Source organism: Thioclava kandeliae (genome assembly GCF_040297545.1).
Classification (GTDB): Bacteria; Pseudomonadota; Alphaproteobacteria; order Rhodobacterales; family Rhodobacteraceae; genus Thioclava; species Thioclava kandeliae.
In genome coordinates, this window is the sequence record NZ_JAYWLC010000013.1 from 74,005 (window position 1) to 95,452 (window position 21,448).

Genomic DNA, 21,448 nt, shown 5'->3' on the forward strand with positions numbered 1-21,448 from the left:
CTAAGGCTCCGCTCGGCCGCTCCGATTGCATCGAAGGACAAAGACGATGACCGATCCTCTCTCCGCGCCGCTCTGGCGTATCCTGCGCAACCATGAAGGCCGCTTCGGGCTGTCGAAGGCCCATCATCCGGTGCCCCTTGGCTGGGAGCCGGTGGGGCCCGCGCTGCCGCATGAGGCCGCCCTTGCCGATCTGCGCCAGCGCTGGAGCGATATGCGCCCCCTCGCGCTGCAGGAGGTCCGCCCATGAGCAAGGATCTTCCGTTCGAGACCATGCGCGCGCTCAGCCCGATCGAGCGCCGGATTTATGCCCATGCCCGCGTGGGCGAACTGGCGCCGTTCACCCCCGAGATGCTGGTGCTGGAATTCGATCACGATGCGCAGAAGGGGCTCGATGCGGCGCTGGCGCAGGTGCTGGCCCGCCATCCGCTCTTTACCGCACGGCTCGAGCCGCAGGCGGGCGGCGAGGTGCTGCGCCATCAGGATGGCCGGACCCTGCCCGAGCCCTGCGCGCCCGAAGACTGTCTGCCCGCGGCGCTGGCGCGGCTGACACCCGATCTCGAGACGGCCCCTGTCCGGGTGCTAGTCAGTGGGAGGCAAGATGGCGGGCGGATCGTTGCGATCCGTGCGCATCCCCTTTTGGCCGATGACGGGGTGTTCGCCTCGGTCGAAGCCGCACTCTGGGAGGCCATGGGGTCGGGCCCGGAACCGCGTGATACCGCTCCGGCGGCCCCGGCGTCTCTCGAGGACCGCCGCAGACGTCTGGCGGGATGGAAGGCGCGGCTGGCGAGCTATCCTGTCGCGCAGCTCCCCGCCATGCCCGTCGATCCCGCTATAGCCGCGCGGGCGGCGCGCTCTACGGCGCAGGCGCAATTCGACCTGCCTGCGGGGCTTGCGCCCGAGGACGTCGAGACAGCACTGGCCACGGCCCTTGGTGTCGTGCTCGGACGTTATGGCGAGGGGGAGACCGCGCTGCGTTTCGTGCTGGGGCAGGGGCCGGAGCGCTCCGTGGACCGGCAGGGCACAATCCTGCCGCTTTGTCTGGCCCCCGAGAGGATGCGTGGCTTTGGGGCGGCCTGCACTGATACCGCCCGCCGGATCACGGAGGCGCGCGCCAATGCGCTGCCCGCAGAGCTGCTGGAGCAGGAAGAGTTGGCGCGCGAGGGCGGACCGCTCGGGGCGGTAGCGCTCTATCTTCGGCCCTTGCGCGCTCTGCCGCAGGGGGTCGGGCGGCGCGCGCGTGCCATGCCACCACTGGCCGAGGAGGTGGTGATTGTGGCCGAGCCGGGCGAGGGAGTGCTGCACATGACGGCCAGCGCCGATGCCACCCGCCATACGCCGGCGCAGATCGAGGCGCTTTTGCACCATATCGGGCGGGTGCTGACGCAGGGCATGGCCGCACCCGAGGCGCCGCTTGCCCGTCTGCCGCTGCTGACGCTCCCCGAACTCGACCGGCTGTCGGCCCCCTATCCCGATACCGGCCCCATCGATCCGCGCCCGACCCACGAGATCATCGCATGCCATGCGCGTCGGACCCCCGACAAGACGGCCATCATCTGTGGTGACACGCAGCTGACCCATGCGCAGATGGAGGGGCAGGCCAATGCGCTGGCGCACCGGCTGGTGGGTCTGGGGGTCGGCGCGGATGTGCCGGTGGCGATTGCCATCGAGCGCGGGGCCGAGGCCGTGGTGGCTATTTTGGCGGTGATGAAGGCGGGTGGGGCCTATATTCCGGTCGAGCCCGACCATCCGGCGGCCCGTAACCACCATATCCTGCGCGATGCGGGGGTGCGGGTAGTGCTGACGCGCAGGCGCTATGCCGACCGTCTGCCCGAAGGGCTCGAAGCGGCGGTGCTCTGTCTCGATGATCTGAGCGACGCGCCGCGCCCCGATGCGCCGCAGGTGCGGATCCATCCCGACCAGCTGGCCTATATCATGTATACCTCGGGCTCGACCGGCAAACCCAAAGGGGTGGCCGTCGAGCATGGGCCGCTCTCGCATCACAACCAGACTACCGCGCGGGTCTACGAGATGAGCGAGGAGAGCCGCGAGCTGCCCTTCCTGCCGTTTTCCTCGGATGGCGGGCATGAGCGCTGGATGGTGCCCCTGATGATGGGGGGCTCGGTGGTGATCCCCGATGGCCCGCTCTGGACGCCCGAGCAGACGCTGGACGCGATGCGCCGCCACGGCTGCAACAATGCCTCGATCCCCACCACCTATCTGCAGCAGCTGGCAGAATGGGCCGAGGAAACGGGCAGCGCCCCGCCGATGCGCCTTTATTCCTTCGGGGGTGAGGGGCTGGCGCAATCGACCTTCGACCTGTTGTCGCGCGCTCTTGGGGCCAAGACCCTGATCAACGGCTATGGTCCGACCGAGACGATCATGACGCCGATGGTCTGGAAAGTGCCTGCAGGCACACGGTTTACCGGCACCTATGCGCCTTTGGGCCGTGCGGTGGGCGACAGGCGGGCCTATGTGCTTGATGCCGAGATGATGCCCTGTCCTGCGGGCGTGGTGGGCGAGATCTATCTGGGCGGGACGGGGGTCGCACGCGGTTATGTGGGCAAGCCCGATGTCACGGCGGACCGCTTTGTGCCCGACCCGTTCGGGCCGGATCTGGATGGCAGTTCGGGCGGGCGGCTTTACCGCACCGGCGATCTGGGGCGCTGGCGCGAGGATGGCACGATCGATTTTCTGGGCCGTGTCGATCTGCAGGTGAAGATCAATGGCTACCGGATCGAACCGGGCGAGATCGAGGCCGCCCTTCTGGCCGAGCCCGAGGTGTCGGAGGCGCTGGTGCTTTTGCGCGAAGACGGCGGGCAGAAACGGCTGATCGGCTATGTGACGGGGCCTGCCACTGGCGCGGCCTCCGAGGAGCGTCTTGCGGCGGCGCTGGCGGCAAAACTCCCCGCCCACATGCTGCCCGAGGTGGTTATGGTGCTGGAACGGATGCCCACCAATCCCAATGCCAAGCTTGACCGCGCCGCCCTCCCGCTGCCCGAGGCGCGGGGACGGCCCTGTCTGGGCGTGGCCCCCGAGACAGAGGCCGAGGCACTGCTGCTGCCGCTCTGGCGCGATCTGCTGGGCCAACCTGAGATGGGCGTTACGGATGATTTCTTTGCGATGGGGGGCAAGTCGCTGCTGGCGCTCAAGGCGTTGGCAGGCATGCGCAGGCTCTGGCCAGAGACGGTGCTGACGATTGCCGATCTGTTCGACGCCCCCACGGTGCGCGCCCTCACCGCGCGGATCGGGGCGCGGGGGACCGGACGGCGGGCGATCGCCCTGCGGGCGGGCGGCACACGTCCGCGGCTCTATTGCTTCCCCGGTCTTCTGGTCTCGACCCGCGAATACCAGCGGCTGACCGATTATCTTGGCCCTGATCAGCCGGTGACGGGCTTCCTGTGCCAGTCGCTCAACGAGGAAAAGCGGCTCAATGTCTCGGTCGAGGAGGTGGTGGCCGAATATGCCGCCCATATCCGCGCCGAGGCACAGGGCCAGCCTGTGGCCTTCCTTGGCTGGTCATGGGGCGGGCTTCTGGCATGGGAGGCCGCGCGGCAATTGCAGGGCGCGGTCGATCTACGGCTGATCGGCATGGTCGATGTCTGCGATCTGGGGCCGGAATTCACTCCCGGTGTCGCGCCGCAATTCGGGGCGGGCGAGCGCGAGGCGCTCGAGGCCGATCTGGCGGCATGGCTGGCACGGACCAAGATGCGGGCGCAATGGGACCGGCTGATCGGGGCGATGGATGCCGAGACCTATGCCCAGTTCCTGCGCTTCATCGGCAACGAGGCCGAGCCCTTGCCCTTTGACGGGCCTGAAATCTCGAGCCGCGAGCACACCTTCTGGGTGCTGATCGACAATGCGCTGGTATTCCGCAGACACCGCCAGCAACCGCTCGATGTGCCGGTGGCGTCCTTTAGTGCGGGCGACAGCCTCTCGCGCGGGCTGAACCTGCTGGATTGGCGCAGGCTTAGCCCGCAGGCCACGGCGGCGCAGGTGATCGCGGGGACCAACCATCTGCGCATCATCGGCGAGACGGCTTTCCATACGCGCCTCAAGGCGCGGCTGGATCAGGCTTTCGCGGGGCTCTAGCCGCGCGTGTTGCGGGCCGGAGACACTGACGCAAAGGCAGTCCGGTCCGCAATGCTCTCGGGTGGTTGACATACCCGTGAGGCTGGATATGGTCCGCGCATCCTAGGTTGTCCCCAGGCGAGCGCTGACCTCCATGTCAGTTCCGGCGCGGTTGCGCCCTTGCTTTTGGGACATTCTTGATGACTTCTCCTCTCCATACCCCATCGCGCATGGTCCGGCCTATGGCGATTGCAGCCCTCATGGCCAGCACGGCGCTGACCCTTCTGCCGGTGCATCCGGCGATGGCGCAAGACAGCGCCGACGGGCAGAGCGCGGGCAGTGACACCTACGCCCTGCCGCCGATCATCGTGCGCGAGAACCTTGCCTATTCGGGCGCGGTCACAGGCTATCTGGCACCGGCCACCGAGACGGGCGTCAAATCCGGCGTGCCGCTGGCGGAGGTGCCGCAATCGATCACCGTTGTCACCTCGACCGAGCTCGAGGCCCGCAAGCCGCGTCAGGTCGAGGATGCGATCGCCTATTCGGCGGGAGTGAATGCCTCTACATGGGGCACCGATGACCGCTATGACCAGTTCTCGATCCGTGGCTTCGATATGGGGCCGAATGCGCTTTACCGTGACGGGTTGCCGCAGAAGGCGCTGAATTTCTCGGGCTTTACGTCAGACCCCTATATGATCGAGCGGGTCGATGTGCTGCGCGGTCCTGCGGGCGTGCTCTATGGCTCCAACGACGCAGGCGGCATGGTCAATCTGGTAACCAAGCGCCCTGTCTTCGGGCCACTGGCCGAGGTGGAGGCCAGCTATAACAGCAATGACACCGCGTCTGTCGGCTTCGATCTGGGCAATGTGCTCAACGAGAGCGGCACGCTTGCGGGGCGGCTGACGGGGCTTGTGCGTCGGGGCGAAACCGATGTGGAAGACTCGGCCAATGACCGCCAGTTCGTGGCCGGATCGCTGACCTGGGCGCCCACTGACGCCACCTCGCTCACCGTGCTGGGCCATGTACAGCATGACAGTCTGACGCCGATCCTTATGGGGCCGATCAATGGCGAAGATATCGATCCGAGCTGGGGCAGCCTGCCGGATGACTGGCTGTTGCACGAGCCCGATTACAACGAGATGAAGACCACCCAGCAATCCATCGGTTGGGATTTCACCCATGATTTCGGCGGCGGGCTGCGGCTCAACCAGCGCCTGCGCTATGCCCATCAGGACACCGATTACCGTCAGCTCGATTATTCCTACGCGGCAGAGGAAGGGGTCTATTACTACCCGTTCCACAATGTCGAGGACGCGCGCTCGCTGGGCTTCGATACCAATATCGAATACGGTTCGACCGTGTATGGCGCCGAGAACAGCCTGACGTTTGGCGCCGATTACCAGCTCAGCCGTTACAAGGTGACCCAGTATCTCGATGATAGCACCTATCTCGTGAGCTATGATGATCCGAGCTATGATTTCGATGTGACCGAACCGGGGCTCTCGTCGGTGACGCACTCGCGCTACGAGGAGCGCGGGCTCTATCTGCAGGACCATATGAAGTTCGATCAGGGCACCACGCTGACCTTCGGCCTGCGCCATAGCTGGTTCGAGACCAAGCAGACCGATGATCTTGCAGGCACGAGCGATACCCAAAAAGATCAGGCCACGACCTACATGATCGGGGTGACGCATGAGCTGGCCAACGGGCTGACCCCCTATGCCAGCTATACCGAGGGCTTCACCCAGAATATCGGCAAGACGATCACCGGTGCCGCACTCGATCCGTCCAAGAGCCGCCAGTTCGAGGCAGGGCTGCGCTATGCACCAAGTGCCGATCTGATGCTGAGCGGCGCGGTGTTCGACCTGCGCAAGACCAATGTGAAGGATTACGACACCACCGATCCGACATGGTCGAGCTTCTCGCAGGCCGGCGAGATCCGCTCGCGCGGGATCGAACTGGAGGCGCGGGGGCGTCTGACCCCGACGCTGCAGGGTGTGGCCAGCTATACCTATCTCGATACCGAGATCACTAAAAATGGCGATGCGAGCCTGATCGGCAATGAAAACGCGATGGCCCCGCATCACCAGATCTCGCTCTGGCTCGATCAGGACCTGTCCTCGTGGGTGGAAGGGCTATCGGTGGGCGCGGGCGCACGCTTCGTATCCTCTTCGTATTCGACGCAGGACAATCTGCGCAAGACGCCCGGACATACGCTGCTCGATCTGGCCGTCCATTACGAGGCGGAGCCGCTTTCGGTCGATTTCGGGGTCACCAACCTTCTGGACCGCGACTATTACGGCGTCTGCTATGACGGTTATGGCTGCGCTTTGGGCGAAGGTCGCGTGGCCACGCTGACCCTGAGCCGCACCTTCTGATCGACGACCGCCCCCTAGCCAGCCCGATTGCCAGCAAGGGACGCCGTAGCGGATATCGCCATGCGTTCTGTCTTACCTCTCCTTTTTTCCCTTTGCGCGGTCCTGATCGTGGCCGCGCTCTCGCTGTCGCTGGGAGCGCGTGTCATTCCCGTGGCCGATATCTGGCGCACCCTGACCGATTTTGATCCCGCGCGCCCCGCCGATCTTATCGTGCAGGGGCTGCGTCTGGGGCGGACGCTGACAGGGTTCACCTGTGGCGCCGCGCTCGCCGTTGCAGGGCTGCTGATGCAACAGATCAGCCGCAATCCGCTGGCCGATCCGGGGCTTTTGGGCGTCAATGGCGGCGCGTCTCTGGCGGTGGTGCTGTGTCTGTGGGCGGGAGTGGCGGGCGGGCCGGTCGCGCTGGGGCTTGTGGCCATGGCAGGGGCGGGGCTGGCGGCGCTTCTTGTCTTTGCCATCGGTGGCGGCAAGGCGGCGGACAGGGCCGCGATCTTGCGGCTGACCCTTGCAGGGGTGGCTGTTTCGGCGCTGGCGCTGGCGCTTGTCTCGGCCATCGTGCTGCTTGATCAGGGCACACGCGACCAGTTCCGCTTCTGGACCATCGGCTCGTTGGGGGGCGCCGATCCCGAGCGGTTCAATGTCCTGTGCTGGCCAGTGGTCGCAGGTGTGGGGCTGGCGCTTTTGCTGTCACGCAAGCTCGATGCGCTGGCGCTTGGACATGCGGGGGCACGGGCCGTGGGCGTGCGGGCAGGGCCTGTCCTGCTGCTGGGTCTTGGGGCCGTAGCCCTTCTGTCGGGGGCCTCGGTGGCAATGATCGGACCGGTAGGCTTTATCGGGCTGGTGGTGCCGCATCTGGTGCGCCGGTTGGTGGGGCCGCAGGTCATGGCGGGCGTGCTGGTGGCGGTCCCGCTGGGCGGGGCGGTGCTGCTGGCCTGCGACACGCTGGGGCGGGTGCTGGTCCGGCCCGCCGAGATCCAGACCGGTCTGATCCTCGCGCTGGCGGGTGGACCCTGTTTCCTCCTGCTGATCGGGAGGCTCGCGCGATGAGGGCGAAGGCGGTTCTTTCGCTGGCGCTTCTAGGGCTGGCGCTGGCGGATCTCTCGCTGGGGCGGTTCCTGTTCTCGCTCGGCGATCTGTGGGCCATTCTGGCGGCGGGGCCCGCGGGGGAGATGTGGGTGCTGCTGATTGATCTCCGCCTGCCGCGGGTCATGCTTGCGATCGGGGCGGGTATGGCACTGGGCCTCTCGGGGGCGCTCTGCCAGTCGCTCTTTCGTAACCCGTTGGCCGCGCCCGAGATGTTGGGGGTGACGGCAGGCGCCACATTCGGGGCGGTGCTGGTCATTCTGGCAGGGGCGCAGGGGATGGCGGTGACGCTCGGTGCGGGAGCAGGGGCGTTTGGCGGATTGCTGGGGCTTGTGGTTCTGGCTGGGCGGGCCTGTGGCCTGAGCCGCCTGATCCTCACAGGCGTCGGGCTCACGCTGACGCTGGGCGGTCTCACGGGACTTCTGGTGGCGCAGGCCGACGACCGGCTGGCGGGAGATGCGATCTTGTGGATGACCGGATCGCTCAACGGCAGCTACTGGGCCCGCACCGCACTTGTCTGGGCTGTGGTGCTGCCGCTGTGCGGGGCAGCGCTCTGGGCGCGCGGCGTTCTTTTGCGCCTTGAAATGGGTGACGAGCTGGCGCGTGCGCTGGGGCTCAGGGTCGCACCTGCACGGCTGGGGGTGCTTCTGATCGCCGCCATAGCGGTGGCCTCGGCGGTCGCCGTTGTGGGGCCGGTGGGCTTTGTCGGGCTGATGGCCGGACCTCTGTCCCGTGCGCTCTCGCGGCAGATGGGCGTGCGCACGAGCGGCCCCGATCTGGCAGGGGCGGCGCTGTGCGGCGCGCTGGTTCTGGTCGTAGCCGATCTGATGGTCACCGCCACGGCCCCTTGGGCTCTGATGCCTGCGGGGGTGTTCACAGGCATCTTGGGCGCGCCGCTTCTGGTGGTGCTGGTCGGGCGATCCGGCCGGAAAGGAGACGGAGCATGGGCATAACTGTCGAAAATCTTGCCATTTCCTATGAGCGGCACCGGGTGCTCTACGGGATCGACCTGACGCTGCCCAAGGGCTGCGTCACCGCGATCATCGGCCCCAATGGCTGCGGGAAATCCACGTTGTTGCGCGCGATCGGCGGCCATTTGCGGCCCGAGCGGGGACGTGTGAGGATCGAGGGCGATGATCTGGCGTCACTGCCGCCCAAGGCTCTTGCTCGGCGACTGGGGCTTTTGCCGCAGGCCCCGCTTGCGCCCGAGGGGCTGCGCGTGGGGGAGCTGGTCGCGCGCGGTCGTCTGCCGTGGCTCAGGCCGTTCCGCCCGCTTGGTCCGCGCGATCAGGCGGTGATTGCCCGTGCCATGGAGGCCACCGATATTGTCGCGCTGCGCGACAGGCCGGTCGAGGCGCTCTCGGGCGGGCAGCGCCAGCGGGTCTGGATCGCGATGGTGCTGGCGCAGGATACAGGCTGGCAGCTTTTTGACGAGCCGACCACATGGCTCGATCTGCCCCATCAGCTGGAAGTGCTGAAACTGGTGCAGGCGCTCAACCGTGCCGAGGGACGCTCGGTGGTGATGAGCCTGCATGATATCTCGCTCGCGGCCCGTTTTGCCGATCATATCGTGGCTTTGCGCGCGGGAAAGCTTGTGGCCGAAGGGCCTGCGGCGGAGGTAATCACCCCCGACACGCTGAAGCGCGTCTTCGATCTTGAAGCGGATGTGATCCCCGATCCGCGCCATGGCACGCCCCTTGTCCTGCCCTATTGAGAGGTGGTTATGCTCCGTCTTGTCCTGACCGTGCTGATCTGCCTGCTGCCCCTATGCGGGCAGGCGCAGGACTATCCGCGCGAGGTGACCCACAGGCTCGGCGTCACCCGCATCGATCACGCCCCCGAGCGCATCGTGACGATCGGCTATCACGAGCAGGATTTTCTCTATGCGCTGGGGATCGCGCCGGTGGGCGTGCATGAATGGTTCGGCAACAAGCCCTATGCCAGCTGGGTCTGGGCCGATGAGCCGCGCCGCGCGCTTGGCGGGCGGCCTGCGGTGCAATATGGCTACGAAATCGATATCGAATGGGTCTATGCCCAGAAACCCGACCTGATCATCGCAAGTTTCTATAACCTGAGCCCCTCGCTCTATCACGCGCTGTCGCAGATCGCGCCGGTCATCACGGGGCCTGCGGGCGAGGATGTGTGGAGCGTGCCATGGACCGACGAACTGCGTCTGATCGCGCGAGCTACAGCGCGCGAGCCGCAGGCGGAGGCGGTGATCGCGCGGATCGAAAACCGGATCAGCCGCATGGCGCAGGCCAATCCCGCCTTCCGTGGGCAGCAGGCCACGACCGGTTTCTATGCCTCCGACCATTTTGTGGGCTATGACGGGCGATCGGGCGCGAATGCCCTTCTCCAGCAGCTCGGCTTCGTGCAGCCGCCTGTTTTCGACGCGCTGGCACAGTCGACCGGCCAGTTCTCGGTGAGCCGCGAGCGTATCGATCTGTTCGATCGTGATGTGGTGCTGTGGCTGGTGGATCCGGCAAGTGCGGACGCGATCCGGCAGATGCCGCTCTACCGTGCGACACGTCTGGCCCGCGACGGGCGCGCGATCTGGGCCGATCCGGATCTGGCAGCGGCGCTCTCGTTCATGACGCCGCTCTCCATACCCTATGCGCTCGATCGGCTGGAACCGCTTTTGCAGGCGGCCACAAGGCAGCGCGACCCGGGGCCTTGAAGGCAAATCCTCCTTGTCCGGCGGCTCCGCCCGGCCGCCCTGCTCTATCTGCTCGATACCGATTCTTTACAGGTGACATATAGAGAGGACTGCAGCGCTTTCGGGAGGCGCGTGCGTGCATTTGGAGGAATGCTATGTCGTTGACGAGGAATCTGAGTATATCGGTCAAGCTGCCACTCATCATAATGGCGCTCGTGTTACTATCGGTTTCCTTTGTCTCAGTGCTTACGGGGCAGATCGTTCTTCAAAGATTGGGGGACGAGGCGACAGAGCGGTTGACCGCGGATGTAAAAGACCGTGCCAACCGTCTCGAGGTGTTTTTCGACCGGGCAGCGCTGGATATTGCCACAGCTGCCGCGGCGAACGAGACCACGCTGAGCCTGACGGATTTCAGTATGGTCTGGGGAATGATGGCCGCGAACGAGGAGATGGATCCGGCGCAGATCCTGACCAAGGCTTTCGTAACCGATAATCCCTATCCGGCGGGTGAGCGTGACAAGCTCGATACACCCACCGAGCGGGTGAATGATTTCAGCTATTCCGGACTTCACGAGCTCCATCATCCCGGTTTCCGCTCGATGATCGAGGTCTATGGCTATTACGATGTTTTCCTGGTCGATATGCAAGGGAATGTCATCTATTCCGTTGCAAAAGAAACCGATTTTGCCACAAACCTCGAAAGCGGGCCCTATAGCGAGACGGGGCTTGCGGAAGTGTTCCGTGCCGCGAGAGATCTCGAACAGGGCAGCGTTGCGTTCTCGGATTATTCCTTCTACGCCCCCTCGAACGGGATGCCTGCCGCTTTTATCGGCTCTCCGGTCATCGATCCGGGCGGAAACAGGCTCGGTGCCATCATATACCAGCTTCCGACGGATCAGATCGAAGCAATTGTAAATAATCCCAACGGGTTGGAGGAGACGGGGCAGGCCTATATCGTCGCGCCTGACGGGATATTGCGCTCGGAGCTGCGGTTCTCGGATACACCTGCATTGCTGACGCGCCGGGTCGATAGCATTCCGGTTCAGGATGCGTTGGCGGGCCAGACGGGCGCGATCGAGAGCGGAGCGCTCGATGGTCATCCGGCCTTTATCGCCTTTACCCCCGTGCAGGTCTTTGGGCAGACATGGGCAATTGTTGTCGAGAAGGGCGCGGACGAGGTTCTGGCAACCCAGCGCTACGCGGAGAAGATCCAGCTCATCCTCGTGCTGTGCGTATTGCTTGTCTCGGTGGTCGTGGCCATGCTCGTCTCCCGTAGCGTGACCAGACCACTTGGCCGTGCCTCCACCGCGATGCAGGCGATCAGCTTGGGGAATTATGCGACCCAAGTCCCCGATACCCGACGCGGCGACGAGATCGGCAAGATGGCCTGCGCGCTCGAGCAGTTCCGCACGGAGCTTGCAGCGGCGCAAGCGGCCAATGTGGAGAACCGGTATCGCAGTGCCGCGTTTCAGGCCTCCGCATCGGCCATGATGGTCGTCGATCATGATCTCAAGGTGTTTTTTGCCAATGCCGAGATCCACAACCTGCTGCGGCGCTCGGCAGGAGCCATCGCCGGGCATGGGGACGCGTTCGACCCCGACGACATTATCGGCACGCCGATCGGGATATTTTTCTCGGAAGAGGAGCGCAAGACCGTTCTGGCCGCGCTTTCGGATCCATCGCAACTCCCATGCCAGCTGCAAGTAAAGTTGGGCGAGAGCCGTTTGCAGGTCAAGCTGTCGACTGTCGAGGACGGGCAAGGCGAGACGATCGGGTTCATTGTCGAATGGGCGGATGTGACAGAGTCCTATCTGAATGCCGCAGTTCTGGGCGCGCTGGACAAAAGCCAGGTCGTAGCCAGTTTTTCTCCCGATGGTGTGCTGACATCAGGCAACGCGCAAATGTTGCGATCCTATGGCATAACCGAGGCGGATATACCCGCCATGCCGCGATTGCAGGACGCCGCGCCGGAGCTTGCAGAGGTCTACCGGAAGCTACAGTCAGGCGAGCCGGTGCTCGATGTCTTCCCCGGTCCGCCCGGACCCAATGGTAAATCGGTCCTGATCGAGGGGATATTTGCGCCGGTGCAGGACGAGACCGGGAATATCATGCGTCTGATGTTGATCGGCAAGGATATCACAGAGGCCCGGCATGCCCTGACGCAGGCGACGGCCGCGCGGGCGCAGATGCAGGCGGCACAGGAGAATGTCGTCCATGCACTCCGTAACGGGTTGAAAACGCTTGCGGATGGCGATCTAACCACCCGTATAGAGCAGTCTTTCGATATGGAATACGAGGGACTGCGTTCGGATTTTAACGAGGCGCTGCGCAAGCTGGAAACCGCCATGCAGGTCGTGCGCGAAAATTCGGTCCGCATCACCGGCGATGCGGCCGAGATCTATTCGGCGGCGAATGATCTTTCGCAACGCAGCGAACGGCAAGCGGCAACGCTCGAAGAGACCGCCACGGCGCTCGACGAGCTGACGATCTCGGTCCGGTCTTCGGCCGAGGGGGCAAAGCACACCAGCCAACTGGTTGAGGGCGCGCGCGATCATGCCGAGAAATCCGGCGCCGTGGTGCAGGAGGCGGTCGAGGCGATGGGCGAGATCGAGCACTCGTCCGAGCAGATCAACAAGATCACCGGAATGATCGACGATATCGCGTTCCAGACAAACCTCCTCGCGCTGAATGCCGGGGTCGAGGCTGCGCGGGCAGGTGATGCCGGTCGAGGTTTTGCGGTGGTGGCCTCGGAAGTCCGGGCACTGGCGCAAAGATCGTCGGAGGCCGCGCGGGATATCAAAGGCTTGATCTCGTCTTCGGAGCTACAGGTGAAACGTGGTGTCGAACTTGTCTCGCAGGCGGGGGCCGCTCTGGAGAAAATCGTGTCGAGCGTGGCGGAGATCAGCGTCAATGTAAGTGCCATCGCAACATCTTCGGGCGAACAATCGGTAGGGCTCGCCGAGGTGAACGAGGCGGTCAACCAGCTGGATCAGGTCACACAGGAAAATGCCGCACGGTTCGAGGAAACAACCGCCGCAACCCATGCGCTGACACAAGAGACCGAAACTCTGTCCCAGACGATCGCGATGTTCAAAGCCGGCCCGAAAACCGCCGCCGGGGGAGTGATGCAGCAGCCTAAACCGGTAGATGCCACACATCGTGAACCCGTCCCGACAGTTCCCCGACAGGTCCGGCCTGCCAAAGCCCGTCGCGCAGCTGCAGCATCCGTCAAGATGGCTGACGGTTGGGATGAGTTCTAGTCCGGTGGCGAGATCGGCAAGGTCCTCTGCACCATTACGAACCGAGAAGAAACGGAGCACCTATGACCGGTCCACGTGATGGCCGCCCCCAGCCGGAAGCGTCCCGTGCCCTGCATCAAGGCGGGATAGAAGCACAAGCGCTCCGGCGGTATCATGCCAGAACTCGAGATATGTCGGCGCAAAAGCGGAAATATCGGGCTTCCGGCCATCTGTCGCGATGCGCGATTTATGGATTTTTATCGAAGAGCGGAGGATGAGAGGGATCACTCGACAGCCAGCACTTCCCATGAAGGCTTAAACTTTTCGGAAGGTGGGCTTGCGCATGCCGGATCATGATGAGCCCGCGCTGGGGCTCACTGCGCGCCATTCGCCGCATGGGACATGCCGCCAATATCTTCGATATTCACCCTAACGTCATCCAAAGCCTCGAGCAGTCGGGCCGCCCGTGTAGCCCCCCACGTCACGGGGCGCGCGGGGGGGTGCGTAACGGAACGACGTTTCGAATTTGCGTTGATCGATAATCCGGAGAGTTGCGACGGCGGCACCCGATGATCTCGCCAAGCACGCTTGCAGCAAAAGAGCGACGGGTCGGCCCGGACCTCGCGCGGGACACCGATCCCGCGGGCCAGCCTGGCGAGAGGAGGTGTTTGGCCAGACCTTTGCTGGCGATTGCCCCCCCACGATCAGACCGGGCCGCAGCAGCTCCGGCCCAAATGCGGCAGCAGGGCGGACCGGTATTACCCTGCTCTGGAACAGGGGACAACCTGCACAGGTTGGCCGGAGAAGGCGCCGAGATCCACACATCCGGCGCCGCATAGCCGCCATGCCGAGGGGGTCTTGCCGGAGGCGGCAAGGACCAGCGCGGGCACCGGTGGCAGATCGGGCGTCCAGACCCACCAGCCCTCCTCGAAATGCCCTCCATCGCCCGGTTCCATGCCGGCGCCCGAGCCTTTGACCGCCGCCTTTGTCAGATGCAGGCGGTCGTCCGCGGTGATCTCCCAAGTCTCGCGCCAGTCCTCGCGCTCGACCGAATGGGTCCATTCCAGCGTAAAGCTGCCGCCGGAGCCAAGGGCGATCATCATCGCCCCCGCCATCACACAGCCGCTCATGCCGAGACCGGAGCCTTGCGCCGCCAGACAAAAAGCCCGAACACCGCTGCAAGGGCGAAGCCCAGCTCGTCGGTGACCGGCAGCGACGCCACGAGTGTGAAGGCCGCAGCCACCGCGATCAGCCGCTCCCAGAGCGCCAGCGGCCGCCCCAGCCAGCCGATAACGCAGGCCCCCCAGAGCGCCAGCGCGATCAGCGCCTTGAGCACGATATAGGCGACCGCGGGCCAGTAGCCGATGGTTCCCGCCAGCGCACCGCCATCCTGCAGCATCAGCGCGGGCGTATAGACGGCCATGAACGGCACCACAAAGCCCGCAGCCGCCACCTTGATCGACTCGAAGCTGATCTTCAGCCCGCTTTCCTTGGCAATCGGCGAGGCGGCAAAGCAGGCCAGCGCGACCGGCGGCGTCAGATCGGCCAGAATGCCGAAATAGAAGACGAACATATGGCTCACGATCAGCGGCACGCCCAGATCGAGAAGCGCGGGGCCGGCGATCGAGGAGGTGATGATGTAATTGGGGATCGTAGGGATGCCCATGCCGAGGATGATGCAGGTGATCATGGTCAGCACGAGGCTGAGAAAGAGGCTGTTCTGGCCGACCGAAACGATGAACTGGCCGAACGTATTGGCCGCCCCCGTCAGGGTCATCACCCCGATGATAACCCCGACCAGCGCACAGGCGATGCCAACGGGCAGGGCGGTCTTGGCCCCGTCGGCGAGGCTGTCGCGGCAGACCGCCAGCGTTTCGCGCCCGCCCTTGAAGGCCGCGCAGGCCGCGATCAGCACCGCCAGCACCAGCAGGAGCGCATGGATCCCGAAGCTGAAGAAGGCTGAGGCCGCAAGCCCGAGCACGATCCAGAAAATCACCCGGATCCCCGTTGACCCCATGCCCATGGCGATGGCCGCGCCGAGGATCAGCATGCCGGTCAGCGCAAGCCCGATGGTGCCCGCAAATAACGGCGTGTAGCCCGAGAAGAGCAGCCACACCAGAACGGCGAGTGGAAGGATCAGATACCAGCCCTCTTTCAGCGCCTTGCGGGCCGAGGGCATCTCCTCGGGCGAGAGGCCGCGCAGGTCGCGCTTACCGGCCTCCAGATGGACCATCCAGAACGCCCCTGCGAAATAGAGGATGGCGGGGACCAGTGCGGCCTTGACGACCTCGACATATTGCACGCCGAGCGTCTCGGCCATGATGAAGGCCACAGCGCCCATGACCGGTGGCATGATCTGCCCGCCCATCGAGGCGGTGGCCTCGACGCCTCCGGCAAAGGCCGCACGGTAGCCGAAGCGCTTCATCAGCGGGATGGTGAACTGGCCAGTGGTCACCACATTGGCAACGCCCGAGCCCGAGATCGTGCCCATGAGCCCCGAGGACAGCACCGAGACCTTGGCCGCGCCTCCCATCCTGTGGCCAACCAGCCCCAGAGAGACATCGGTGAAGAGTTTGATCATGCCCGCTTTTTCAAGGAACGAACCAAAGAGGATGAAAAGGAAGATATAAGTCGCAGAGACATAGGTGGGGATGCCGTAGATCCCTTCGGTGCCATAGGCGATCTGCTCGACCACCTGCTCGAAGGCATAGCCGCGATGGTTGAAGGGCGAAGGCAGATGCTGGCCGAACAACGCATAGGCCAGAAAGAGCCCGCAAATGACCGGAAGGGCCGGTCCCATCAGCATCCATGCGGCAATGAAAACGGTAAGCACCGCCATGCAGCCGAAGACGAGATCGGCGGGCAGGGGATCGCCCGCGCGCATGAGGAGTGGCGTATATTCGACCCATTGATAGGCTGCGACCGCAACACCGGCTGCGGCAAGGGCCCAGCAGAGCCCGCGAAGCGGCGCGCCCCAGCCGCGCCCGAGCGCCAGAAGCGGAAATCCGAGCGCCATCAGGAAGCCCACATGCACCGCCCGCATCACCTGGCTCGGCAGGTCGATGATATGGGCCGCGATGGAGATCTGGTAGAGCGAGAAGGCCACCGCCAACCAGAAGAGGAAACGTCCCGTCCGCCCCGGCGGAAAGCGAGACGCCAGCGGGTTATGCAATTCGGCCATAGCTTCGGCCCGGCCCTGTTCGGCCGTCATATGTCCGGTCATGTTGTCCTCCCGTCCTGCGGACAGCCCGACAGGTGTCGGACCGCCGCAAGGGTCCGCTTAGAGCAGGCCCTGTTCCCTGTAGTATTTCTCGGCGCCCGGATGCAGCGGGATCGGGGAGTTCTTGATGGCGTTCTGGATGTCGATGCCACCGGCTGCGGCATGCGCGGCCTTGAGCTGGTCGAGATTCTCGAACAGCAGCTTGGTCATCTGATAGGCCAACTCGTCCGACACATTGGTGCTGGTGACGAGAATATTGGTGATCGCCAGCGTCGGAATATCCGCGTCCTGACCCGGATAGGTGCCTGCGGGGATCACACCTGCCGCATAGGGCGCCCCAAGCGTATCGGCCACCTCGGCGGGGATCGAGACATAGGTCACATCCTGCGTCGAAGACAGATCCTTGAGCGCCGCCGAGCCGAGACCCGAGCTTTGCAGGGTCGCGTCAAGCTGGCGGTTCTTCATCAGTTCTACCGATTCCGCGAAGGGCAGATACTCTACCTTGCCAAGATCGTCATAGCTCATGCCAAGCGCGCCGAGGATCTTGCGGGCATTGACCTCCGTGCCCGATTTGGCCGCGCCCACCGACACGGATTTGCCAGCCAGATCCTTGACCGTGATCGCGCCGGCCTCCGCCGCTGCGGCGATCTGGATATAGTTGGGATAGATCGCCGCGATGGCGCGCAGCTTGTCGAGCGGCTTGTCAAAGCCGACATCGGCATTGCCGTCATAGGCATCCTTCACGGAATCGCCGAGCGCGAAGCCGATCTCGCCGCGGCCCTGCTGCAGCAGGTTCAGGTTCTCGACCGAGGCTTTGGTCGATTGCACCTGCGCGCGCGCGTCGGGGATGTTCTTGGCGTAGATATCGGCCATGGCCACGCCAAGCGGATAATAGACGCCCGAGGTGCCGCCCGTCAGCACATTGATGAATTCCGTGGCCATAACGGCAGGCGCGGAAATAGCGAGGCTCCCGGCGATCAGCGCGCCGAGCCCGAAGGTCTTGATCATGATGGTCCTCCCAAAGACATATCCGCAACAGAGCACCCTCCCGTGATGCCGCGAATGGAGGAACTATGGGCAAGCGATCCGCGCGGGGCAAGTGGCTATGGCCGTTCCTTGGCAAACTAATTCTTCCAGGCTTGTGGCATATCTGTGCCGGGGCGCCCGCAAGGCGGCCTGTGGCCGGTGACGCGCGGAGTTGACAGCGCAGCGTCAATGGCGTCACTCTTTTGCACGACAGTCATGCAAAAGTGGAATGATATGCGACGGCGGCGGTTTCTTCCCTCCCTGAAAACCCTGACCGCCTTTGATGCGGTCCTGCGCCACCGGAGCGTAACCCATGCCGCAGAAGAGCTGAACCTGACGCAAAGCTCGGTCAGCCGGCTTGTCTTCTCGCTCGAGGAGCAGCTCGGCAAGGAATTGTTCACCCGCGAAAGACGCCGCCTGATCCCCAATGCCGTGGCGCTGGCCTATCATAAGGATGTCGCGCGCGTACTCGATATCCTCGAACGTGCCAGTATGGCGGTGGTGGCCAATCCGCATGGCGGCACGCTGTCACTGGCGGTGCTGCCGACCTTCGCGACCCGCTGGCTCGGGCCGCGTCTGGGCGAGTTTCTCGCCGCGCATCCCGGCATATCGGTCAATCTTTCCACGCGGATAGGGCGCGTGGACTTTGCAGGGGAAGCCTTTGATGCAGCTATTTATTTCGGTTCGCCCGAAGGGGCGGGCACGCGCTGTCTGAAGCTTCTGGACGAAAGAATGACGGCCTGTGTCTCGCCCGAATTTGCCGCGCGGCACCCCCTCGTGCGGGCCGAAGATCTTGGCCGCCTGCCGCTTCTCAAACTCGAATCGCGACCCCATGCGTGGGCGGACTGGTTCATGGCGCAGGGCGCCGCCCCGCAGGAAGGCGAGGGAATGCTGATGGACCAGTTCTCGATGATGATCCAGGCCGCGATCTCGGGGCTGGGGGTTGCACTTTTGCCCGACTATCTGGCGCGCGCCGAGATCGAGAGCGGGCGGCTCGAAGCGGTCCTGAAACCGGCGGTTCCGGTCCGGGGCGCCTATTGGCTGACTTGGCCCGAAAGCCGCAACGAAACTCCGCCGCTTACAGCTTTCCGCGCATGGCTCAGCTCTCTTTGAGAGATATTATCATGCAGTGCCTGCATGGATATATGCGCAAATTCCGTTTTGCCAGCAACAGACCGCCTGCTAGCCTCCTCCGGACGTTCCTTCTTGCTTCCATCCGGAGACATCTCATGGCCGCTTCCCACAAGGGTATTCCCTATAACTGGTCCGATCCGTTCCTCTTCGACGAACAGCTGGGTGAGGAGGAACGGATGATCAGCGCGGCCGCACGGGCCTTCTGTCAGGACCGTCTGGCGCCCCGCGTGGAACAGGCCTATCTGGACGAGCACACCGATCCCGAGATCTTCCGCGAGATGGGCGAAAGCGGACTTCTGGGGGTCACGGTGCCTGAGGAATATGGCGGCGTGGGGGCCTCCTATGTGGCCTACGGGCTTGTGGCCCGCGAGGTGGAGCGCATCGATAGTGGCTATCGCTCGATGATGTCGGTGCAATCCTCGCTCGTGATGTTTCCGATCCTTGCCTATGGTTCTGAAGCGCAGAAGCGCAAATACCTGCCGCACCTCGCCGCCGGCACGATGATCGGCTGTTTCGGCCTGACCGAACCCGATGCGGGATCGGACCCGGCAGGCATGAAGACCCGCGCCATCAGGACCGAGGGCGGCTACCGGCTCACCGGCTCCAAGATGTGGATCTCGAACAGTCCGATCGCCGATATCTTCGTGGTCTGGGCCAAATCCGAGGCCCATGGCGGCAAGGTGCGCGGCTTTATTCTCGAAAAAGGCATGAAGGGCCTCTCGGCCCCCAAGATCGCGGGCAAGCTGAGCCTGCGCGCCTCGATCACCGGCGAGATCGTGATGGAGAATGTGGAGGTGGGCGAGGAAGCACTCCTTCCGGGGGTCGAGGGGATGGGCGGGCCGTTTGGCTGCCTCAACCGTGCGCGCTACGGCATTGCATGGGGGGTGATGGGCGCAGCCGAGGACTGTTTCATCTGCGCGCGCCAATACGGGCTCGACCGGCACCAGTTCGGCCGCCCGCTCGCCGCGACCCAGCTCTACCAGAAAAAACTCGCTGATATGCACAGCGAGATCACACTGGGGCTTCAGTCTTGCCTGCGTGTAGGCCAGCTGTTCGACGAGGGCCGTTTTGCCCCCGAGATGATCTCGCTGATCAAACGCAATAATTGCGGCAAGGCGCTGGATATCGCCCGTATGGCCCGCGACATGCATGGCGGCAACGGTATCCAGATCGGCTATCATGTGATGCGCCACGCCCAGAATCTCGAGACGGTGAATACCTATGAGGGAACGCATGACGTGCATGCCCTCATCCTCGGGCGGGCGATCACCGGTCTTCAGGCCTTCAGCTGAGGGGGCGTCATGCCACAGGATGCGCCACTCAAGGGGCTCAAGGTCGTCGAACTGGCGCGGATTCTGGCCGGTCCGTGGATCGGCCAGACGCTTGCCGATCTGGGCGCGGAGGTGATCAAGGTCGAGGCGCCCGAAGGCGATGACACCCGCCGCTGGGGCCCGCCCTTTGTGGAGCGGCCCGACGGGGCAGGGGGCACCGAAGTGACGGCGGCCTATTTCCATGCCGCCAACCGTGGCAAGCGCTCGGTCACCTGCGATTTTACCGATGCGGGGGATCTGGCGCGGCTCAAGGCGCTGATCGCTGGGGCCGATGTGCTGATCGAGAACTTCAAGGTTGGCGGGCTTGCGAAATTCGGGCTTGATTATCCCAGCCTGAGCGCGATGAACCCGCGCCTCGTCTATGCCTCGATAACGGGGTTTGGCCAGACCGGACCACGCGCGGCGCAGCCCGGATATGATTTCCTCGTTCAGGGCATGTGCGGGATCATGGACCTGACCGGCGCGCCCGAGGGCGAGCCGCAAAAGGTAGGGGTGGCTTGGATCGATATCTTTACAGGCCTTTATGGCGTGATCGGCATTCAGGCGGCGCTGGCCGAGCGCGCGCGCTCGGGGCTTGGCCAGCATGTCGATTTGTCGCTTCTCGATTGCGGCATAGGGGTTCTGGCCAATCAGGCGACGAATTTTCTCCTTGGAGGCGTCACGCCCACACGGCTTGGCAATGCCCATCCCAATATCGTGCCCTATCAGGTCTTTCCCGCATCCGACGGGCATCTGATCATTGCCTGTGGCAATGACCGGCAATTCGCCGCGCTCTGCCGAGCGCTCGATCTCGGGCCGCTCGGGACCGACCCGCGCTATGGCAGCAATGCCCAGAGGGTGGCGCATCGCGAGACGCTCTGTGCGCTGATCGCGGATCGAACGGCACAGGCGGAGAAAGCGCACTGGATCTCGGCTCTCGAAGGGGCCGGCGTGCCTGCTGGCCCGATCAACAGCGTGCCGGAGGCGCTTGATGAGCCGCAGATCCTCCAGCGGGGAATGCGGATTGCGCCCGAGGGCATAGCGGGCCTGCGCACGCCCATCTGCTTCTCGCGCAGCACGCTCTCATTGAGCCATGCGGCCCCGAAGCTCGGGGCGGGCGACGGGGCGTTCGGGGGTGGGCTGACGGAGGTTTCGGAAGACAGCAAATAAGATCCGCCTCGCCCTAACCGGTAGCCGCTCCACCGTCCTGTCTCAATCTGACAGGAGACAAGGGCTCATATATCTCAAACTTTAGATGAAGACTGTCTTCCGTGTACCTGATCTTCATACTTTATTCGACTTTGCGCTCTTAATCATGAGCAAGGCGACTATGT

Annotated in this window: 14 protein-coding genes; 11 read left to right on the forward strand and 3 right to left on the reverse strand. The window is 64.2% G+C overall.

Annotated elements, in window-relative coordinates:
* Positions 1 to 46: 46 nt before the first annotated feature.
* The 8 genes from VSX56_RS14560 (at position 47) to VSX56_RS14595 (ending at position 13,445) form a co-directional block, all read left to right on the forward strand.
* The gene (locus VSX56_RS14560) at positions 47 to 247 is read left to right on the forward strand and encodes an MbtH family NRPS accessory protein (RefSeq protein WP_339115558.1); all 201 of its coding nucleotides are present in this window, start codon (positions 47 to 49) and stop codon (positions 245 to 247) included.
* Positions 244 to 4,089, forward strand: coding sequence for a non-ribosomal peptide synthetase (locus tag VSX56_RS14565; protein WP_339115557.1), 3,846 nt, complete (start codon positions 244 to 246; stop codon positions 4,087 to 4,089). Before VSX56_RS14560 ends, VSX56_RS14565 begins: the two co-directional genes overlap by 4 nt.
* A gap of 179 nt (positions 4,090 to 4,268) precedes the next feature.
* On the forward strand, positions 4,269 to 6,446 hold the full coding sequence (locus tag VSX56_RS14570; protein ID WP_350938143.1) for a TonB-dependent siderophore receptor: 2,178 nt from the start codon (positions 4,269 to 4,271) through the stop codon (positions 6,444 to 6,446).
* A gap of 60 nt (positions 6,447 to 6,506) precedes the next feature.
* Positions 6,507 to 7,493 carry a FecCD family ABC transporter permease gene (locus VSX56_RS14575; protein WP_350938145.1) on the forward strand — a complete coding sequence of 329 codons (987 nt, stop codon included), beginning with the start codon at positions 6,507 to 6,509 and terminating at the stop codon, positions 7,491 to 7,493.
* Positions 7,490 to 8,482: an iron chelate uptake ABC transporter family permease subunit gene (locus tag VSX56_RS14580; protein ID WP_350938147.1), complete on the forward strand. Its 993-nt coding sequence runs from the start codon at positions 7,490 to 7,492 to the stop codon at positions 8,480 to 8,482. The genes VSX56_RS14575 and VSX56_RS14580 overlap by 4 nt, the downstream gene beginning before the upstream one ends.
* Positions 8,473 to 9,243 (forward strand): ABC transporter ATP-binding protein, encoded by a 771-nt coding sequence (locus VSX56_RS14585; protein ID WP_350938149.1) that lies wholly within the window; start codon positions 8,473 to 8,475, stop codon positions 9,241 to 9,243. Before VSX56_RS14580 ends, VSX56_RS14585 begins: the two co-directional genes overlap by 10 nt.
* A gap of 9 nt (positions 9,244 to 9,252) precedes the next feature.
* A complete protein-coding gene (locus tag VSX56_RS14590) occupies positions 9,253 to 10,206 on the forward strand; it encodes an ABC transporter substrate-binding protein (protein WP_349295037.1) in 954 nt (317 codons plus the stop codon).
* A gap of 134 nt (positions 10,207 to 10,340) precedes the next feature.
* Positions 10,341 to 13,445 (forward strand): methyl-accepting chemotaxis protein, encoded by a 3,105-nt coding sequence (locus VSX56_RS14595; protein ID WP_350938152.1) that lies wholly within the window; start codon positions 10,341 to 10,343, stop codon positions 13,443 to 13,445.
* A gap of 737 nt (positions 13,446 to 14,182) precedes the next feature.
* Here VSX56_RS14595 and VSX56_RS14600 read toward each other — a convergent pair.
* From VSX56_RS14600 to VSX56_RS14610, 3 genes are read right to left on the reverse strand one after another with little or no spacing between them, the layout of a single operon-like run.
* Positions 14,183 to 14,554, reverse strand: coding sequence for a DUF1850 domain-containing protein (locus VSX56_RS14600; protein ID WP_350938154.1), 372 nt, complete (start codon positions 14,552 to 14,554; stop codon positions 14,183 to 14,185).
* Positions 14,551 to 16,647, reverse strand: coding sequence for a TRAP transporter permease (locus VSX56_RS14605; RefSeq protein WP_434096040.1), 2,097 nt, complete (start codon positions 16,645 to 16,647; stop codon positions 14,551 to 14,553). Before VSX56_RS14605 ends, VSX56_RS14600 begins: the two co-directional genes overlap by 4 nt.
* 57 nt (positions 16,648 to 16,704) lie before the next feature.
* A complete protein-coding gene (locus tag VSX56_RS14610) occupies positions 16,705 to 17,652 on the reverse strand; it encodes a TAXI family TRAP transporter solute-binding subunit (protein WP_339115549.1) in 948 nt (315 codons plus the stop codon).
* Positions 17,653 to 17,886: 234 nt separating this feature from the next.
* Here VSX56_RS14610 and VSX56_RS14615 point away from each other — a divergent pair, with 234 nt between their 5' ends.
* The 3 genes from VSX56_RS14615 (at position 17,887) to VSX56_RS14625 (ending at position 21,284) form a co-directional block, all read left to right on the forward strand.
* On the forward strand, positions 17,887 to 18,783 hold the full coding sequence (locus VSX56_RS14615; RefSeq protein ID WP_350938156.1) for a LysR family transcriptional regulator: 897 nt from the start codon (positions 17,887 to 17,889) through the stop codon (positions 18,781 to 18,783).
* A gap of 116 nt (positions 18,784 to 18,899) precedes the next feature.
* Complete coding sequence (locus tag VSX56_RS14620) at positions 18,900 to 20,096, forward strand: acyl-CoA dehydrogenase (protein WP_350938158.1); 1,197 nt, start codon at positions 18,900 to 18,902, stop codon at positions 20,094 to 20,096.
* 9 nt (positions 20,097 to 20,105) lie between these two features.
* A complete protein-coding gene (locus tag VSX56_RS14625; protein ID WP_350938161.1) occupies positions 20,106 to 21,284 on the forward strand; it encodes a CaiB/BaiF CoA transferase family protein in 1,179 nt (392 codons plus the stop codon).
* Positions 21,285 to 21,448 lie beyond the last annotated feature (164 nt).

Coding starts and splice junctions, on each gene's coding strand:
- VSX56_RS14560 (WP_339115558.1), top strand. CDS start 47: ATGACCGATCCTCTCTCCGCGCCGCTCTGGCGTATCCTGCGCAACCAT.
- VSX56_RS14565 (WP_339115557.1), top strand. CDS start 244: ATGAGCAAGGATCTTCCGTTCGAGACCATGCGCGCGCTCAGCCCGATC.
- VSX56_RS14570 (WP_350938143.1), top strand. CDS start 4,269: ATGACTTCTCCTCTCCATACCCCATCGCGCATGGTCCGGCCTATGGCG.
- VSX56_RS14575 (WP_350938145.1), top strand. CDS start 6,507: ATGCGTTCTGTCTTACCTCTCCTTTTTTCCCTTTGCGCGGTCCTGATC.
- VSX56_RS14580 (WP_350938147.1), top strand. CDS start 7,490: ATGAGGGCGAAGGCGGTTCTTTCGCTGGCGCTTCTAGGGCTGGCGCTG.
- VSX56_RS14585 (WP_350938149.1), top strand. CDS start 8,473: ATGGGCATAACTGTCGAAAATCTTGCCATTTCCTATGAGCGGCACCGG.
- VSX56_RS14590 (WP_349295037.1), top strand. CDS start 9,253: ATGCTCCGTCTTGTCCTGACCGTGCTGATCTGCCTGCTGCCCCTATGC.
- VSX56_RS14595 (WP_350938152.1), top strand. CDS start 10,341: ATGTCGTTGACGAGGAATCTGAGTATATCGGTCAAGCTGCCACTCATC.
- VSX56_RS14600 (WP_350938154.1), bottom strand. CDS start 14,554: ATGAGCGGCTGTGTGATGGCGGGGGCGATGATGATCGCCCTTGGCTCC.
- VSX56_RS14605 (WP_434096040.1), bottom strand. CDS start 16,647: ATGACCGGACATATGACGGCCGAACAGGGCCGGGCCGAAGCTATGGCC.
- VSX56_RS14610 (WP_339115549.1), bottom strand. CDS start 17,652: ATGATCAAGACCTTCGGGCTCGGCGCGCTGATCGCCGGGAGCCTCGCT.
- VSX56_RS14615 (WP_350938156.1), top strand. CDS start 17,887: ATGCAAAAGTGGAATGATATGCGACGGCGGCGGTTTCTTCCCTCCCTG.
- VSX56_RS14620 (WP_350938158.1), top strand. CDS start 18,900: ATGGCCGCTTCCCACAAGGGTATTCCCTATAACTGGTCCGATCCGTTC.
- VSX56_RS14625 (WP_350938161.1), top strand. CDS start 20,106: ATGCCACAGGATGCGCCACTCAAGGGGCTCAAGGTCGTCGAACTGGCG.